Below are 16,115 nucleotides of genomic sequence, written 5' to 3' on the forward strand. Positions count from 1 at the left end.
AGCTTTGCGATCTCCGGAGGCGTGATGCGCGTGATCGTGTTGGGTGGCGGCGTGGTCGGCGTCACCACCGCTTACCAGCTGCAGAAGGACGGGCACGAGGTCGTCATCCTCGAGCGCCAGCAACAGGTCGCCGCCGAGACCAGCTGGGGCAATGCCGGCATGATCGCGCCGGGCCATTCCTTCGTCTGGTCCTCGCCCAGGGCGCCGATGATCCTGCTGAAATCACTGGTGCTGAAGGACCAGGCGCTGCGCTTCAGGCTGTCGGCCGATCCGAGGCTCTACAGCTGGTCATGGCTGTTCCTGATGGAGTGCACGGCCGAGAAGGCGAGGCGCAACACGCTGCTCAAGCACCGGCTCGCCGTCTATTCGCAATCGGTGCTGCAACAGGTCATCGCCGACGAGGCCATCGACTACGACCGCAACGATCGCGGCATCCTCTATTTCTATCGCAGCCAGCAGGCGCTCGACAAAGGCGTCGAGCATATGCGGCTGCTGGAATCCGACGGCCAGTTGATCAAGGTGCTCGACCGCGATGCCATCGTGGCGCTCGATCCGGCGCTGGCTTCGGCCAAGGAGAAGATCGCCGGCGGCATCCATTGCCCGACCGACGAGACCGGCGACCCGGCAAAATTCACCCGGGCGCTGGCCGCCAAGGTCATCGAGCGCGGCGGCGAGATCCGCACCGGCACCACCATCACCGGCATCGAGACATCGGGCGACGGCGTCGCGCAGGTGATGACGGACAAGGGGGCGGTCAAGGGCGACGCCTATGTGCTGGCGCTCGGCTCCTACAGCCCGCTGATCGCCAGGACGATCGGGCTCAGCCTGCCGATCTATCCGATCAAGGGCTATTCGCTGACCATTCCGATCGGCAACCGGCCGGCGCCGCCGACCATCGCCGCGATCGACGAGCACAACTTGGTCGCCGTCTCGCGCTTCGGCGACCGGCTGCGCGTCACCGCCACCGCGGAATTCGCCGGCTACGACACCAGCCACAAGCCGGCCGATTTCGCCTTCATGAAGGGCGTGACCGAGGAGCTTTATCCCGAGGGCGCCGATTACGACCGCGCCGAGATGTGGGCGGGGCTGCGTCCGATGACGCCGAACAATCTGCCCGAGTTCGGCCAGCGCCGCTTGCGCAACCTCTACCTCAACACCGGGCACGGCCATATCGGCTGGACCATGTCGCACGGCTCGGCCCGCATCACCGCCGACCTCATCGCCGGCCGCAAGCCTTCTGTTTCCATGGAAGGCCTTTTGAACTGAACGCAGCATCCTGCTGAGCGAGGCCTGTCCTCGCTCCGATCAAGAAAGGGAATGCCATGTCCGCCAATCTTGCCGCCGCGCCGCGTTCTGCCTCCGGACCGATCGATCTGGGCGTGCTGCCGTCGCAGATCGATGGCGGCCTCGCCTCGCGCGCGGCGATCGGCCTGGCGATCCTCGCCACGGACCAGACGCTGGAGCACGAGTTCCGCGCGCTGGTGCGCATTCCGGGCGTCGCCTTCTACGAGGCGCGCCTGTTCAACGACAACGACATCACGCCCGACACTTTGCGCGCCATCGGCCCGCGCATCGCGCCCACCGTCGACCTCATCCTGCCCTCGATCCCGCTCGACGTCGTCGGTTTCGGCTGCACCTCGGCAACCATGACGCTCGGCGAGGAAGCGGTCTTCGCCGAAATCCGCAAGGCGCGGCCGGGCGTCGCCTGCACCACGCCGGTCACCGGCGCCCTGGCCGCCTTCAAGGCGCTGGGCGTCAAGGGCATCGGCCTGCTGACCCCTTACGCGCCCGAGATCAACCAGGGTCTGGTGCGCTATTTCACCGGTCGCGACCTCGACATCGCCGCCGTCGCCACCTTCGACCGCCGCGACGACCGCGAGGCCGCACGCATCTCGCTGGCCTCGATCGAGGCGGCGGCCGAGCGCATGGCTGAAATGCCCGGCGTCGATGCGATCTTCATCTCCTGCACCAGCCTGCGCGTCGCCGAAGCCGTGGCGGAGCTGGAACTGCGCATCGGCATTCCCGTCACCTCTTCCAATCACGCCATGGCCTGGCACTGCCTGCGCCTCGCCGGTATCGACGACGTGGTGCCGGCGGGTGGCAGGCTGTTCGCGCTGCCGGCTGTTTGATCGGCGAGTTTTCAGGCGAAAGGAAGCGCGCCGGCGGGTAATCGTAAAGGGCGCTCCCCTCTCCGTCTCGGCTTCGCCGAGCCACCTCTCCCCGCCTCTGGCGGGGCGAGGAACCCAAGCTTGCGAAGGCGCCGCCTCGGCGATTGGCGTTTCCTCGCCCCCACAAAGTGGGGGAGAGGTTTCCGCGAAGCGGACGGAGAGGGGCTGGCACTACCCTCTGCCATTACCGCAGATCGCCCCCCGTTAACGGAATCGGAAGGAGATGTTTAACGCTTCGTCTCTATGTCCCGCCCCGGGTGGCGCAGACAGAGCGAGCATGATGAACGACGAAAAGCGAAATGAATGGCGCGCCATCTTCTACGTGCAGGCCCGCGTCGCCATCCTGTTTGTGCCGGTCGTGCTCAGCCTGCTGCTCATCGGCATCTTCGCCGGCAATGATCGCAAATCCGTGCCGGATGCCGTCGATCCGACGGTTACGAGCTCGGTGCGCTGACGAAGCGCCGCCCGGACGGCTGGACTCAGACAAATTTCGGGATCGGCCCCTTCTGCGGCGTGGTATCGCCCTCGAGGTCGACAAAAACCTCATCGACAAAACACCAGGCCCAGCCTTCCGGCGGGTCGTAGCCTTCGATGATCGGATGCTGCGTGGCATGGAAATGCTTGGTCGCGTGGCGGTTGGGCGAGTCGTCGCAGCAGCCGACATGGCCGCAGGTGCGGCAGAGCCTCAGATGCACCCACCAGGAGCCGTTCTTCAGGCATTCCTCGCAGCCAAGCGCGCTCGGCGTGACCTTTTTGATGTCCTTGGTGTGCCTGCATTCGTCCATCGCGGGTTCCCTACCGGTTCGGGCTGATTATTCGTTGGCGGCGGCGCCGTTCCGCGCCAGATAGGCATGCAAGGCAGCGACCACCTGCGCGCCTTCGCCGACGGCGGCCGCGACCCGCTTGGTCGAGCCGCAGCGCACGTCGCCGATGGCGAAGACGCCGCTGCGGCTCGTCTCCATCAGCCCGTGCCCCGGCGTCGTGTCGGGCCCGGTCCGCACGAAACCCTTGGCGTCCAGCGCCACATTGCAGTTCGCCAGCCAGTCGGTGTTCGGATCGGCGCCGATGAACAGGAAGAGGTGCTGGATGGCGCGGGTGGTCTCCTCACCAGTTATCCGGTTGCGCCAGCGCAATTGCTCGAGATTGCCCTCATGGCCCTCCAGCGCCACGACTTCGGTCCCGGCCAGCACCTCGATGTTCGGCTGCGCGGCGATGCGCTCGACCAGATAGCGCGACATGGTGGCGTCGAGGCCGCGCCGCGCCAGCAGCGTCACCTTGCGCACCTGACTCGCCAGATAGACGGCCGCCTGTCCGGCCGAATTGCCGGCGCCGACCAGCGCCACCTCCTGGCTCTGGCAAAGCCTGGCCTCGATCGGCGAGGCCCAGTAATGCACCGAAGTGCCCTCGAACTGCGCCAGATTGGCGATGTCGAGGCGGCGGTAGCGCGCGCCGGTGGCGATCACCACCGCGCGTGAACGCACGCTCTCGCCATCGCCGATGGCAAGCCTGTAGCGTGCGCCGTCATTGGCGTCGTCGAGCAGCTTCGCCTCGTCGGGTATGACCATCTCGACGCCGAACTTCTGCGCCTGGTTGTAGGCGCGCGCCATCAGCGCCATGCCGGTGATGCCGGTCGGGAAGCCGAGATAGTTTTCGATGCGGGCCGAGGCGCCCGCCTGCCCGCCGAAGGCGCGGCAGTCGAGCACGATCGTCGACAGGCCTTCGGAGGCGGCGTAGACGGCGGCGGCCAGACCCGCCGGCCCGGCGCCGACGATCGCCACGTCATAAATCTTGTCGGCATCGATCGGCCGCAGCAGGCCGACGCAGCGGGCCAGCTCGTTCTCGCCCGGATTGTGCATCAGCTTGCCGTTCGGGCAGAGCACGATCGGCAGATGGTGCGGATCGACATGGAAGCGCTCGATCAGCGTTTTCGCGCAAGGGTCGGTGTCGGAATCGAGCGCCCGGTGCGGCAACCCGCTGCGCCGCAGAAAACCCTGCAGCCGCAGCACGTCGCCATTGCCCGGAGGGCCGATGACGACCGGCCCGCTGGCGCCGCTTTCGAGCAGGCCGACGCGGCGCAGGATCAGCGCCCGCATGACGCGCTCGCCGAGATTGGCCTCCTGCACCATCAGGTCGCGCAGCCGCTGCGAGGGGATGACGATCGCCTCGACCGGCTCGACCGCCTCGGCATTGACCAGCGATGGCCGGTTCGACAGCTGCGCCAGCTCGCCGATGAAATTGCCGGCGCCATGGGTGATGATCGCGTCGCGTTGGCCGAGCCCGTCGGCCTGGGTGATGTCGACCTTGCCCGACAGGATGAGGATCACGCCTGGTGAAACCGCGCCGGCCGTCACGATGTGATCGCCGGCGGCATAGGCGCGTGGCTCGCCGAAACGGCGCATGCGCTCGATGTCTGCCTCGCTGAGGATCGGGAACATCTGGTCGCGGCGGGCGGCGATGGTCGGACTAACGGAAGGGGCCATGGCGCGACCGTAGCGTCATGGCCGCCGGGTTTGAAGTGGTTTGTTGGAGGACTGGCCGGAAGGGGAGGTGCCGGCGCCGCTTCGTCGGTCGAATGGCCCCTACCTGATCGCCTCACGCAGATCGGCGAGAGAGATCACCAGCGTCATGGGATCGAGGGGCGACGGGTCGAATCCAAGCGCCGTGTAATAGCTTCGCGCTTCATCGGAGATGGCGTGGACCAGGATGCCGCGGATGCCGAGCGAGCCTGCGGCATTCATCACTCTGCGTGCTGCATCCTGGACGAGCACCCTGCCCATTCCCTGCCGCTGACAGGACTTGTCGATTGCGAGACGGGCAAGAATTGCCACCGGAATCGGATCGGCCATGGTGCGCCGGGACCGGCCCGGCACATGACTGGCAATGACGCCGCCCGAAGCGAGCGCGTAATAGGCGACAACCCTGTCGTCCTCGCAGGCCACGAAGGTGCGAGTCGCGCCACTGTCCTGGTTGGCGAGCGCCCGGCGTTTGACCCAGTCATCCGACGCCGCAACACCGGATGAAAAAGACGAGAGATCGTGGCCACGATCCAGCGGTACCGGTGCCTGCAGCGTCACTTGGTTTCCCAAGGCAGCGGCGCGTTTATCAGTTTGGACAGTCGCTCGTTCGACTTGGCCGGCGCATCGAGCAGGACAAGGAACTCGGCATAAGCCTCCGGCGAAGCCTTGATAAGCGTGCGCTCGAGCAGCGTGTCCTCAGCCATACGCCGGGCGGCGTCGAGGATGAAATCCGTTCGGGTCATGCCGAGCGTCCGCGCGGCCTCGTCGATCAGGCCGCGCTCTTCGGGCCTGATGCGCATGTTCAGCGTGCTTCTCTTCGAAGCGTCCGGCGATTCGTGCTTCATTGTGCAAGAGTAGTATCTTGTAATGACATCGTCATTATAATGAAATCAGGTTTTGTCCGCATTGAAATCAATGCAGATGATAAAAAAGGCTTCTTTCGAACGGTATAGACGGGAGTCGGGCGTATGGCAAACCGCGGGCATCAGTCAACCGTCTCATTTTGCACATAAATGCATTCCGCCAGGATATCTCACAAGTTGTATATTAGAGATCGCTTTATAACGATGTTCTGTTATTACCCAAAGAGTCGACAAAGAATATTACGGATATAGTCGCAATAACAGAATCTTAACTGTTTCGATTAAGGTCTTCAAAATCGTTTCTGTATAGTTTGAGCCGGTCACCAACGGGCAACGAGGAAATCGTAAAATGCTCAAACTGATTAAGCGGTTCAAGAATGACGAATCCGGCGCCACGGCGATCGAGTACGGCCTGATCGCGGCGCTGATCGCGTTGGCAATCATGGTCGGCGCCAGCTCGCTCGGCGGGGCGTTGAACGCCAAGTTCAAGCTGGTCGCAGACTGCGTCAAGGACCCCAAAGCTTCTGGATGTCCGACATAATTTCTGTCCACGTGTTACGGCACGGCTTCGGGGGCCGCCTTTGGGCGGCCTCTCCTTTTTGCGGCGTCGGAAGGCAGCGACACGGCGGCGTTAGCCTTCGGCAAGGAGGATAGAACCGCAACCTTCTCGATTGGCGTTGCGGATACTCTTTGCTCTTGGAACTACGGGATGGCCTGCCATCCGAAGCTCGAAGAGCGAAGGATGGTGCCCAGAAGAGGACTCGAACCTCCACTCCTTGCGGAACACGGACCTGAACCGTGCGCGTCTACCAATTCCGCCATCTGGGCTGGTGGGCGCTCATGTAAGCGGGCAAACGATATGTGTCAACGCGCTTTTTTCACCAGTGTTGGCTCTCCTTCTTCCCGGCGTTGCGCTGCCCCCATTGCCCTGCCGGGCATTTCTCCCCGTGAACGGGGAGAAAGGGCGGGCCGCCGCGTCGGCGCTCTTCCTGCAACGCAGGCGATTGGCGAAATCGGTGGCGAGAGCTTCCCTCTCCCCGTGAACGGGGAGAGGGAAGCTCACCCCTCCAGCACTTCTTTCTTCGCCACGGTGGAATCGGCGTTGAGCTTGTAGATCACCGGCACGCCGGTGCCGAGCTCGAGCTTGACGATCTCCTCGCCCGACTTGCCGTCCAGCGCCATGATCAGCGCGCGCAGCGAATTGCCGTGCGCGGCGACAAGCACCGTCTCGCCGCGCAGCACATGCGGCTGCACCTCGTGCAGGTAATAGGGCCACACGCGCGCGCCGGTGTCCTTCAGACTCTCGCCGCCGGGCGGCGCGATGTCGTAGGAGCGGCGCCAGATATGCACCTGCTCCTCGCCCCATTTCTTGCGCGCGTCGTCCTTGTTGAGGCCGGAGAGATCGCCATAGTCGCGCTCGTTGAGCGCCTGGTCGCGGATGGTCTTGAGATCGCTCTGGCCGACCACGTCGAGGATGTGCTGGCAGGTCTTCTGCGCCCGCTTCAGGGCCGAGGTGTAGGCGATGTCGAATTTCAGGCCGCGCGCCTTGAGCTTTTCGCCGGCGGCAAGCGCTTCGGCATTGCCCTGGTCGGTCAGGTCGACATCGCGCCAGCCGGTGAACAGGTTCTTCAGGTTCCATTCGCTCTGGCCGTGGCGCACGAGCACGAGAGTTCCCGACATGTTTGCTCCTCTGTGGTTTGAGCAATTCCAACGGTTTCCGGAACTGCGTAAGAAGGAAATGCTTCAGGCTTGTGTCAGGAAAGTCCGAGCACGTCCCGCATGGAATAAAGTCCGGGCTTCTTGCCGCGCGCCCAAAGCGCCGCCTTCACCGCGCCGCGGGCGAAGATCGCCCGGTCCTCGGCGTGATGGGACAGCGTGATGCGCTCGCCGGTGCCGGCAAGGATCACGCTGTGGTCGCCCACGACGGAGCCGCCGCGCAGCGTGGCGAAGCCGATCGAGCCCGCCTTGCGAACCCCGGTATGTCCGTCGCGCACCCGCACGCTGTTGCCGGCAAGATCGATGCCGCGCCCGTTGGCCGCCGCCTCGCCGAGCAGCAGCGCCGTGCCGGACGGGGCGTCGACCTTGTGGCGGTGGTGCATTTCCAGGATCTCGATGTCGAAATCCTCCGGGTCGAGCGCCTTCGCGGCCTGCTCGACCAGCACAGCCAGAAGGTTGACGCCGAGGCTCATATTGCCGGATTTGACGATCGTCGCATGCCGCGCGGCGGCGGCGATCCTGGCGTTGTCGTCGGCCGAGCAGCCGGTGGTGCCGATGACATGAACGATGCGCGCCTGCGCGGCATAGCCGGCGAATTCGACGCTTGCGGCCGGCGCGGTGAAATCGAGCACGCCGTCAGCCTTGGCGAAGGCCGGCAGCGGATCGTCGACGATCGGCACGTTGATGATGCCGATGCCGGCAAGCTCACCGGCATCCTTGCCGAGATGGGGGGAGTCCGGCCGCTCGATCGCGGCTGCGACGCGCGCGCCGGGCATCGTGTGTATGGCGCGGATCAGCGTCTGGCCCATGCGGCCCGCGGCGCCCACCACGACCAGGCCCATATCGCCGGCTTCGCTCATGCGCTTCTCCTGACGGTCTTCCTGGCGCGGCTGCGCGGCGCCGGAGTTTGGCCGGAAGTCTGGCTTGCCTTGGCGTCGTCGACAAGTCCCAGCCCCTTCTTGCCCTGGATCCTGTGGAAACGGGCATAGATGCTGTGCGGGTCGGCCATCAGCGTCGCATGCGTGCCTTGTTCGACCAGCCTGCCCTCTTCCAGCACGATGATATGGTCGGCATTGACCACCGTCGACAGCCGGTGCGCGATCACGATCGTCGTGCGGCCGTCCATGACATGGGTCAGCGCTTCCTGGACGCGTGCCTCGGCCTCGTTGTCCAGCGCCGAGGTCGCCTCGTCGAGCAGCAGGATCGGCGCCTGGCGCACGATGGCGCGCGCGATCGAGACGCGCTGGCGCTGGCCGCCCGACAGCGTCGAGCCGCCTTCGCCGACCGGCGTGTCATAGCCTCGCGGTTGCTGGCGGATGAACTCGTCGGCGGCGGCGAGTTTCGCCGCCTGCTCGATCTCGGCATCGGTGGCCGAGAGCCGGCCGTAGCGGATGTTGTCGCGGATCGTGCCTTCGAACAGGTAGGGCGCCTGCGAGACATAGGCGATCGATTGGCGCAGCGAGCGCTTGGTCACCTTGGCGATGTCCTGGCCGTCGACTTCGATCGAGCCCTTGTCGACGTCGTAGAAGCGCTGCAGCAGCGCCACCAGCGTCGACTTGCCGGCGCCCGAGGCGCCGACGATCGCCGTCACCTTGCCGGCGGCGGCGGTGAAGCTCAGGTCCCGCAGCACCGGCATGTCGGTGCTGTAGCCGAAGCTCACGTCGTTGAAGCGCACCTCGCCCGTGGTGATTTTCGCCTCGACCGCGTCGGCGGCATCCCCCTGCCTCGGCTCGAGGTCGAGCAGCTCATAGATCATGCGCGCATTGACCAGCGCGCGTTCCATCGTCACCTGCATGCGCGCCAGGCGACGCGCCGGATCGTAGGCCAGGATCAGCGCGGTGATGAAGGAAAACACCGCGCCAGGCGGTTGGCCGAGATACAATGCCCGATAGCCGGAATAGGCGATGACGGCGGTGACCGCGAGGCCGGCCAGCATGTCGGAAATCGGCGACAGCCGCTCGGAGACGCGGGCGATCTTGTTGCTGCGCTGCTCGGCCGTATCGGCCATGATGCCGATGCGGCGGGCCAGCTCGTCCTCCATGGTGAAGGCCTTGACGATGGCTATGCCTTGAACCGCCTCCTGTACGGAGCCGCTCAGCCGCGAGTTGATCAGCACGGATTCGCGGTTGATCTTGCGCACCCGGCGGGTGATGTAGACGACGGCCCAGATCAGCGGCGGTCCGATCAGCAGCGAGCTCAGCGACAACACCGGATCCTGGTAGACCATCAGGCAGACCAGGCCGATCAGCGTCACCGCATCGCGGGTGATCGAAATCAAGGTCAGCGACAGCAGGTCGCGAATGCCGCCGACATTCTCATCCAGCTGCGCCGCCAGGCGCCCGGAACGCGTGTCGTTGAAGAAATTGACGCCGAGCTTCATGAGTTGGTCGAAGCAACGCTTCTGGTAGCGGGCGACGAGATTGTTGCCGACCTTGGCCAGCATCACCGCCTGGCCGTAACCGGCAAAGCCGCGCACGAGGAAGGCGCCCATGAAGCCGGCGCAAATCCACCAGACGGCGCCGCTGCTCCGTTCGTAGAAGATCTGATTGACCATCGGCGCCATGACCCAGGCCGAGAAGGCGGTCGCGCCCGAAACCAGCAGTGAGCAGACGATGACGATCGCGTAGGACCAGCGATGGTCATAGCCGTTTTCGGCGACGATGCGGCGCAGCACCGCGGTGACCTCACCCGGTCGGGTCTTTTGCTTGTCTGGATTTTGACGTGTCAAATCGGAAGCGCTTCGTGGGTTTTCGTCATAAGGCCAACCCTCTTAGCGCCCCGGCTACGGCTTGCCTATGGCGAAACTTCGTCGCGGCGGGGCCGAGCGCCGGCCCAGGCCCTGGCGCGATCATGCCCGCCAGTGCCGCCCGGCGGTCTGCACGCCGAACAGCGAAGGCGTCCTGGCATAGGCGGCAAGCCCAAGCAGCGCCGCCAGCGGATGGGTGATGACATAGACCGGCATTTCGCGCATCAGCGCGCTGTGCGGCGCCTTGTCCTCGAAGGCGGCGCGGAAATTGCCGGCCTTCAGCGCCGGAACGATCTTCTGCGCGATGCCGCCGGTGAGGAACACGCCGCCGCGGCCCATGAACACCAGCGCCAGGTCGCCCGCGGTGCGGCCGAGGCAGGTGACGAACAGCTCCAGCGCCTCCCCGGCCACCGCGTCGGATTTGGCGAGCGCCGCCCCGGTGACCTCGGCCGGCGTCGTGAACGGCGTCGGCTTGCCGTCCGTCCTGGCCACGGCGCGATAGACATTGACCAGCCCGCGCCCGCACAGGATCTGCTCGCCGGAGATGCGGCCTTCCAGCTTCTCGATATGCGGGAACACCTCGAAGTCGCGCGGCGTGCGCGGTCCGATATCCATATGCCCGCCCTCGCCCGGCACCGGAATCCAGCGATCGAGCGCGTAAATCAGCCCGGCGACGCCCAGCCCGGTTCCGGGGCCGAGCACGACGCGGCTCCCATTGGGTTCCGGCGTGCCGCCGCCGATCTTTTCCATATGCTCCTCGCCGAGCGCCACGACGGCCAGCGCCTGCGCCTCGAAATCGTTGAGCACCACGACCTCGCTCAGGCCGAGATTGGCGATCATCTGCCGGGGTTTCACGACCCAGGGGCAGTTGGTGAGCGGAATCTCGTCGCCGTCGACCGGCCCGGCGATCGCCAGCACCGCCGAATTCGGCTGGATCGAGGAGCGGTCGAGCACCGCCGCCTGGATCGCGTCGTCGATGGTCTTGAAATTCGCCGTCTGGACGATCTGCGGCTCGGTCGCCTCCGAATTGGCGTCGAGCACGATCGAGAAGCGCGCATTGGTGCCGCCAATGTCGCCGATCAGGACCGGAAACCGCAGCCCCTTCTCGTCTTCGCCTGCCATGCTCTTGATCGTCCTCGTTGCGGCGCCACTGCGCCGTTCAATCGATTGACTAGCGCATGACCCCGGAAAGGGAAAGCCCGCTTCGGCGTCAGTTTCCCGGTCTAGGCCTTGGCAGCGGAATGCCGATCTTCGGCGTCGGCGCGAAAGCGCTCGCCTGGGCCGGGAGCGCGCCGCTGGAGATCGTCTCCACCGGTTCGGTCGGCTGCGGTTCGGCAACGGCCACGGCGGCGGCGCTGCCGCCCTGGTAGGTCACGGCCGCCAGCGACGGCGCATCCGTCGCGGCGAGCACCGCCTGGCACTCCTTCGGCAGATTGGCCATCGTCATCAGGTCGCGGGCCTTGGGCGCATCCGGGTTCTTGTTGGGCCGCCACGGCTCCTCGGTGAACCACCAGGCCAGCGGCTTGCCGCAGCCGTCATCCGCGGGCGTCGCCTCCTGCCCCTTGCAACCGGGCGAGCCCGGCTGGCAGCCGATGCGCATGTGGAAGTGATAGTCATGGCCCCAGAACGGCCGGATCTTGCGCAGCCAGGAACGGTCGCCGGTGACGGTGTCGCAAAGCTCCTTCTTGATGCCGGGATTGACCAGAATGCGCTCGACTTCCGGATAGCTCGCGGCTCGCTCGAGCAGCCTTGTGTGCGCCGGCGTCCACAGCGCGTCCTTCACCAGATGCGTCTTCTCGTCGACCATCAGCGTGGCGCTCATCGATTCGCGCTGGGCCATGCTCAGCGGCCGCTTCGGCATCGGCGTTAGCCAGATGTCGGCGTCGAGCCCGATCTGGTGCGAAGCATGGCCGGTCATCATCGGTCCGCCGCGCGGCTGCGAGATGTCGCCGACCAGAAGCCCCGGCCAGCCATCGGCTGCAGCGTCGCGCGACAGTTTCTCGATCAGCGCGATCATCGCCGGATGGCCCCAGCGCCGGTTACGCGAGGGGCGCATCACTTCCCAGGTCGGGCCTTCCATCGGCAGGGCGACGCCGCCGGCGAAGCAGCCCTTGGAGTAAAAGCCGAAGGATTGCGCGGGCACCACCGCCGGCAATCTCTTGGCGCCGAACAGATCCTTGGCGCGCGGTTCGGCCGAAATCGCGGCCGCCGCCAGCGCGGCCAAGGTCACCAGCGCCAGCGCGGCGGTCAGGAACGGCTTCCTGTCGGGCAGCGATCGCAAATTCATCAGGCCGGATCCCTCTCCAGTCTATCCGTCTGCGGCACGGTGAGGCGAACAGGAACGAATCATACCACGCCGCGCGTCCCGCATCGATCTTCAACCTCTCATCGGGCTGCGGGGCTCCCCGTCCCGCCAGTTGCCTTCGGCCCACATCCGCTCCAGCGCCACCCGGTAGTTCGGGAACCGGAAGCGATAGCCGGCCGCCTTGATCGCCTTGTTGGCGACGCGCTTATTCTCGCCATAGAAAGACCGTGCCATGGGCGAAAGTTGGGCGGTCTCGAAGGGAATTTCGGGCGGCGGCTCGACGCCCATCAGCCCGGCGGCGTAAGCGACGACATCCTGCGGCGGCGCCGGCTCGTCATCGGTGACGTTGAAGATGCCGCCGAGGTTGTTGCCGGCGAGGTGCCACAGCGCGCCGGCGATGTCGTCGCAATGGATGCGGTTGAACACCTGCCCCGGCTTGACCAGTCGCCGCGCGGTGCCCTCCTCGAGATTGGTGAGCGCGTTGCGGCCTGGCCCGTAAATGCCGGAAAGCCGCAGCACCGCCACCGGCTTGCCGGTCGCGCGGCCAAGCGCCAGCCATTGCTGTTCGGCCGCCACCCGCATCACCGAGCGCTTCGACACGGGGCGGCAGTCGCTGGTCTCGTCCACCCAGGCGCCGCCATGGTCGCCATAGACGCCGACGGTGGAGAGATAGGCGATCCATTCCAGCGCCGGCATTTTTTCCCGCAGCGCCTCGCCGGCGGCATTGAGCACCGGGTCGCCGGCCTCGTCGGGAGCGACCGAGACGATGAGATGCGTGGTCCTGGCGAGCGCCTCGCCGAGCTCAGGCGACAGCGAGCCGTCAAACAGCAGCGGCTCGATTCCAGCGAGCTTCAGCGCTTCAAATTTTTCCGGCGTCCGGGTCGTGCCGAAGACCGGCTCATGCTGTCCGTTGGCCCGCGCGAATGCCTTGCCGGAGTAGCCTGCGCCGAAGATGAAGAAGCGTCTCTCGCTCATCGATGAATCTCCTTCAATCGGCCTTCACGGGATCTGCCAACGCCGCCAGCCACTCCTCACGGACCGCCGCATCGGTCTCGGTCTTCGAGGCGGTGGCGGCAAGCTCGCCAAATTCGCGGTCGGACAGCAGTCGCGACAGGGCCCAGATTGCCGCACCCCGCACCAGTGGCGAGACGTCGCGAAGCAGGCCACGCACGATGCCGATCAAGCCCGCGTCGCCCGAGTTGCCGGCCGCGATCAGCACGTTGCGGACAAAACGGTCACGGCCGATGCGCTTGACCGGCGAGCCCGAGAAAAAGGCGCGGAACGCCGCGTCGTCGAGCGCCAGCAGCTCCGAAAGCGGCGGCTCGCGCAGATCGTTACGCGCTGCAAGCTTAGCCTCCGACGCCGCGCTGGCGAACTTGTTCCACGGGCAGGCCGCCAGGCAGTCGTCGCAGCCATAGATGCGGTTGCCGATCTTGTCGCGGAACTCGCGCGGGATCGGCCCCTTGTTCTCAATGGTCAGGTAGGAGATGCAGCGCCGCGCATCGAGCCGGTAGGGCGCGGGAAAGGCATCGGTCGGGCAGGCGTCGAGGCAGGCGCGACAGGAGCCGCAACGGTCGATCTCGGCCTTGTCCGGCTCCAGCTCGGCCGTGGTGAAGATCGTGCCGAGGAACAGCCAAGAGCCATGCGCGCGGCTGACCAGATTGGTGTGCTTGCCCTGCCAGCCGAGGCCAGCCGCTTCCGCCAGCGGCTTTTCCATGACCGGCGCGGTGTCGACGAACACTTTCACGTCGCCGCCCGCCTTTGCCACGATCTTGCCGGCGATCTCCTTCAGCCGGCCTTTCATCACGTCGTGATAGTCGCGGTTCTGCGCATAGACCGAAATCGCGCCGCAATCGGGCTTTGTCAGGATATCGCGCGGATCGCGGTCGGGGCCGTAATTCATCGCCAGCACGACGATCGAGCACACCTCCGGCCACAATGTCGAGGGTTCGGCTCGCCGCTCCAGCGTCTCGGCGATCCAGTCCATCGAACCGTGAAAACCGTCGGAGACGAATTCGGCGAGCCTTGCCGGCGCCAGCGGAATCGCGTCCGGCCGGGTCACGGCGACCGCCTCGAAGCCGGCGCGGCGCGCCTCCGCGTCGATCAGCGCGCGTAGCTTTTCAGAAGTCGAGGTCCGCATAATGCGATACCGGCGACAGACCGCGCACCCGGTCGGAGAGCAGCGGCCGGAAGGACGGCCGCGATTTCACCCGCGTGTACCATTCGCGCGCGGCGCTGTGTTCGCGCCAGTCGATCTCGCCCAGATAATCGAGCACCGAAAGCGTGGCCGCCGCAGCGAGGTCGGCATAGGTCACCTTGTTGCCGGCCAGCCAATGGCGCGTGCCGGCGAGCCAGTTGGTGTATTTCATGTGCTGGCGGATGTTGGCGCGCGCCGCCCGGATCGCAGCCGAGTCGGGCGAGCCGCCGCCGGCGGTTTCCGGCATCACCGGCTTCAGCACGCGCTCGCGCACCAGGTGGCGGGTCACTTCGCTTTCGGCCTTCGCCAGGTACCAGTCGGTCAGCCGGCGGATTTCGGCGCGCTGCATCGGGTCCTCGGCGAACAGCCGCTTGTCGCGCTTGAGCACGCCGCGTGTCTCGTCGAGATATTCGGCGATCACCATGGCGCCGACGATCGGCACGTCGCCTTCGGCGAGCAGGATCGGCAGCGTCCCGGCCGGGTTCAGCGCCAGGAACTCCTTGCGCCGCGTCCACGGTTTTTCCTCGATCAGCGCCAGCTCCTCGCCATACTCGCCAAAGGCGAGGCGGACGAACCGGCAGGTGGCGAACATGGGATGATGGAAAAGCGTCAGCATGGTTCCGCGATGATAGGGCGCACTGGCGAATCGATACCTGCGCCGGTAAGTCTTGGCGGCCCGTCATGCGGCCGTCACGGTGTTGCGACCTATAGGGGGACTTCCGCGCCGTGACAAGCAAGCCGTTGTCCCCAGCCATCCCCGAAATCCTGAGGTTGCCATGGAAAGCCAGACCATCGTCGAAGCGCTGCTGCTTGGGCTTTTGGAGGGCCTGACCGAGTTCATCCCGGTGTCGTCGACCGGCCACATCCTGCTTGCCGGCCATTTCCTCGGCTTCCATTCCACCGGCAAGGCCTTCGAGATCCTGATCCAGCTCGGCGCGATCCTGGCGATCCTCAGCGTCTATTTCAGCAAGCTCTGGCAGATGCTGGTCAAGCTGCCCAGCGATCCGCAAACAAGGCATTTCGTCATCGGCATCCTGATCGCCTTCCTTCCGGCAGCGGCGATCGGCGCGCTGGGTCACGACTTCATCAAAAACTATCTATTCGAGTCGCCAAAACTGATCTGCATCATGCTGGTCATCGGCGGCGTGGTGCTGCTCGTCGTCGACCGCATCAACTTCAAGCCGGTGCATCACGACGTCGAGCGCTTCCCGTTGAGCATCTATCTCAAGATCGGCCTGTTCCAGTGCCTGTCGCTGATCCCCGGCACCTCGCGCTCCGGCTCGACCATCGTCGGCGCGCTGCTGATGGGCGTCGACAAGCGCGCGGCGGCGGAATTCTCCTTCTTCCTCGCCATGCCCACCATGGTCGGCGCCTTCGCCTTCGACCTCTTCAAGAATCGCAACGTGCTGACCGCGGCCGACCTGCCGATCATTTCCGTCGGCTTCATCGCCGCCTTCGTCGCCGCGCTCATCGTGGTGCGCTTCCTGCTCGATTACGTCTCGAAGAACGGCTATTCGCTGTTCGGCTGGTGGCGGCTTGCGGTGGGTATCGCGGGGCTGGTGGCGTTGATGGTTTGGGGGTGAGGGCGGGCTTTGCCCGCAACA

17 protein-coding genes and 1 tRNA gene are annotated in these 16,115 nt (G+C 65.7%); 5 read left to right on the forward strand and 13 right to left on the reverse strand.

The window, feature by feature from the left end:
* Positions 1–24 precede the first annotated feature (24 nt).
* The 3 genes from EN852_RS29315 (at position 25) to EN852_RS29325 (ending at position 2,622) form a co-directional block, all read left to right on the forward strand.
* Complete coding sequence (locus EN852_RS29315) at positions 25–1,266, forward strand: D-amino acid dehydrogenase (protein ID WP_127879350.1); 1,242 nt, start codon at positions 25–27, stop codon at positions 1,264–1,266.
* Between the two features lie 56 nt (positions 1,267–1,322).
* Positions 1,323–2,129, forward strand: coding sequence for an aspartate/glutamate racemase family protein (locus tag EN852_RS29320; RefSeq protein WP_127879348.1), 807 nt, complete (start codon positions 1,323–1,325; stop codon positions 2,127–2,129).
* 319 nt (positions 2,130–2,448) lie between these two features.
* The gene (locus EN852_RS29325) at positions 2,449–2,622 is read left to right on the forward strand and encodes a hypothetical protein (RefSeq protein WP_210238265.1); all 174 of its coding nucleotides are present in this window, start codon (positions 2,449–2,451) and stop codon (positions 2,620–2,622) included.
* A gap of 25 nt (positions 2,623–2,647) precedes the next feature.
* On the opposite strand, the gene EN852_RS29330 is transcribed toward EN852_RS29325, so the two are convergent.
* The 4 genes from EN852_RS29330 to EN852_RS29345 all read right to left on the reverse strand — a co-directional run bounded on the left by EN852_RS29330 (position 2,648) and on the right by EN852_RS29345 (position 5,529).
* Positions 2,648–2,953 carry a UBP-type zinc finger domain-containing protein gene (locus EN852_RS29330; protein WP_127879344.1) on the reverse strand — a complete coding sequence of 102 codons (306 nt, stop codon included), beginning with the start codon at positions 2,951–2,953 and terminating at the stop codon, positions 2,648–2,650.
* Between the two features lie 27 nt (positions 2,954–2,980).
* Entirely contained in the window at positions 2,981–4,648 is a 1,668-nt protein-coding gene (locus tag EN852_RS29335) for a cyclic nucleotide-binding domain-containing thioredoxin-disulfide reductase (protein ID WP_127879342.1), read from the reverse strand.
* A 99-nt stretch (positions 4,649–4,747) separates the two neighbouring features.
* A complete protein-coding gene (locus EN852_RS29340; RefSeq protein WP_127879340.1) occupies positions 4,748–5,242 on the reverse strand; it encodes a GNAT family N-acetyltransferase in 495 nt (164 codons plus the stop codon).
* A complete protein-coding gene (locus EN852_RS29345) occupies positions 5,239–5,529 on the reverse strand; it encodes a DUF1778 domain-containing protein (RefSeq protein ID WP_127879338.1) in 291 nt (96 codons plus the stop codon). The genes EN852_RS29340 and EN852_RS29345 overlap by 4 nt, the downstream gene beginning before the upstream one ends.
* Positions 5,530–5,896: 367 nt before the next feature.
* Here EN852_RS29345 and EN852_RS29350 point away from each other — a divergent pair, with 367 nt between their 5' ends.
* Entirely contained in the window at positions 5,897–6,088 is a 192-nt protein-coding gene (locus EN852_RS29350) for a Flp family type IVb pilin (RefSeq protein ID WP_127866170.1), read from the forward strand.
* Between the two features lie 202 nt (positions 6,089–6,290).
* Here the strand turns inward: EN852_RS29350 and EN852_RS29355 are convergent.
* The 9 genes from EN852_RS29355 to EN852_RS29395 all read right to left on the reverse strand — a co-directional run bounded on the left by EN852_RS29355 (position 6,291) and on the right by EN852_RS29395 (position 15,127).
* A tRNA-Leu gene (locus tag EN852_RS29355) sits at positions 6,291–6,375 on the reverse strand.
* A gap of 231 nt (positions 6,376–6,606) precedes the next feature.
* Entirely contained in the window at positions 6,607–7,227 is a 621-nt protein-coding gene (locus EN852_RS29360) for a 2,3-bisphosphoglycerate-dependent phosphoglycerate mutase (protein ID WP_112128835.1), read from the reverse strand.
* 74 nt (positions 7,228–7,301) lie between these two features.
* Entirely contained in the window at positions 7,302–8,123 is an 822-nt protein-coding gene (gene dapB / locus EN852_RS29365) for a 4-hydroxy-tetrahydrodipicolinate reductase (protein WP_127879336.1), read from the reverse strand.
* A complete protein-coding gene (locus EN852_RS29370) occupies positions 8,120–9,991 on the reverse strand; it encodes an ABC transporter ATP-binding protein (protein WP_127879334.1) in 1,872 nt (623 codons plus the stop codon). Before EN852_RS29370 ends, dapB begins: the two co-directional genes overlap by 4 nt.
* Before the next feature lie 120 nt (positions 9,992–10,111).
* Positions 10,112–11,131 carry a glucokinase gene (locus tag EN852_RS29375; protein ID WP_127879332.1) on the reverse strand — a complete coding sequence of 340 codons (1,020 nt, stop codon included), beginning with the start codon at positions 11,129–11,131 and terminating at the stop codon, positions 10,112–10,114.
* Positions 11,132–11,219: 88 nt separating this feature from the next.
* Complete coding sequence (gene mepA / locus EN852_RS29380; protein ID WP_127879330.1) at positions 11,220–12,296, reverse strand: penicillin-insensitive murein endopeptidase; 1,077 nt, start codon at positions 12,294–12,296, stop codon at positions 11,220–11,222.
* Positions 12,297–12,386: 90 nt separating this feature from the next.
* On the reverse strand, positions 12,387–13,289 hold the full coding sequence (locus EN852_RS29385; RefSeq protein ID WP_127879328.1) for an SDR family oxidoreductase: 903 nt from the start codon (positions 13,287–13,289) through the stop codon (positions 12,387–12,389).
* 13 nt (positions 13,290–13,302) lie between these two features.
* Positions 13,303–14,454, reverse strand: coding sequence for a tRNA epoxyqueuosine(34) reductase QueG (gene queG, locus EN852_RS29390; protein ID WP_127879326.1), 1,152 nt, complete (start codon positions 14,452–14,454; stop codon positions 13,303–13,305).
* On the reverse strand, positions 14,435–15,127 hold the full coding sequence (locus EN852_RS29395; protein ID WP_042645260.1) for a glutathione S-transferase family protein: 693 nt from the start codon (positions 15,125–15,127) through the stop codon (positions 14,435–14,437). The genes queG and EN852_RS29395 overlap by 20 nt, the downstream gene beginning before the upstream one ends.
* A gap of 160 nt (positions 15,128–15,287) precedes the next feature.
* Here EN852_RS29395 and EN852_RS29400 point away from each other — a divergent pair, with 160 nt between their 5' ends.
* The gene (locus tag EN852_RS29400) at positions 15,288–16,094 is read left to right on the forward strand and encodes an undecaprenyl-diphosphate phosphatase (protein ID WP_127879324.1); all 807 of its coding nucleotides are present in this window, start codon (positions 15,288–15,290) and stop codon (positions 16,092–16,094) included.
* The last annotated feature ends 21 nt before the right edge of the window (positions 16,095–16,115 follow it).

This window comes from Mesorhizobium sp. M2E.F.Ca.ET.209.01.1.1 (genome assembly GCF_004010375.2).
Taxonomy (GTDB): Bacteria; Pseudomonadota; Alphaproteobacteria; order Rhizobiales; family Rhizobiaceae; genus Mesorhizobium.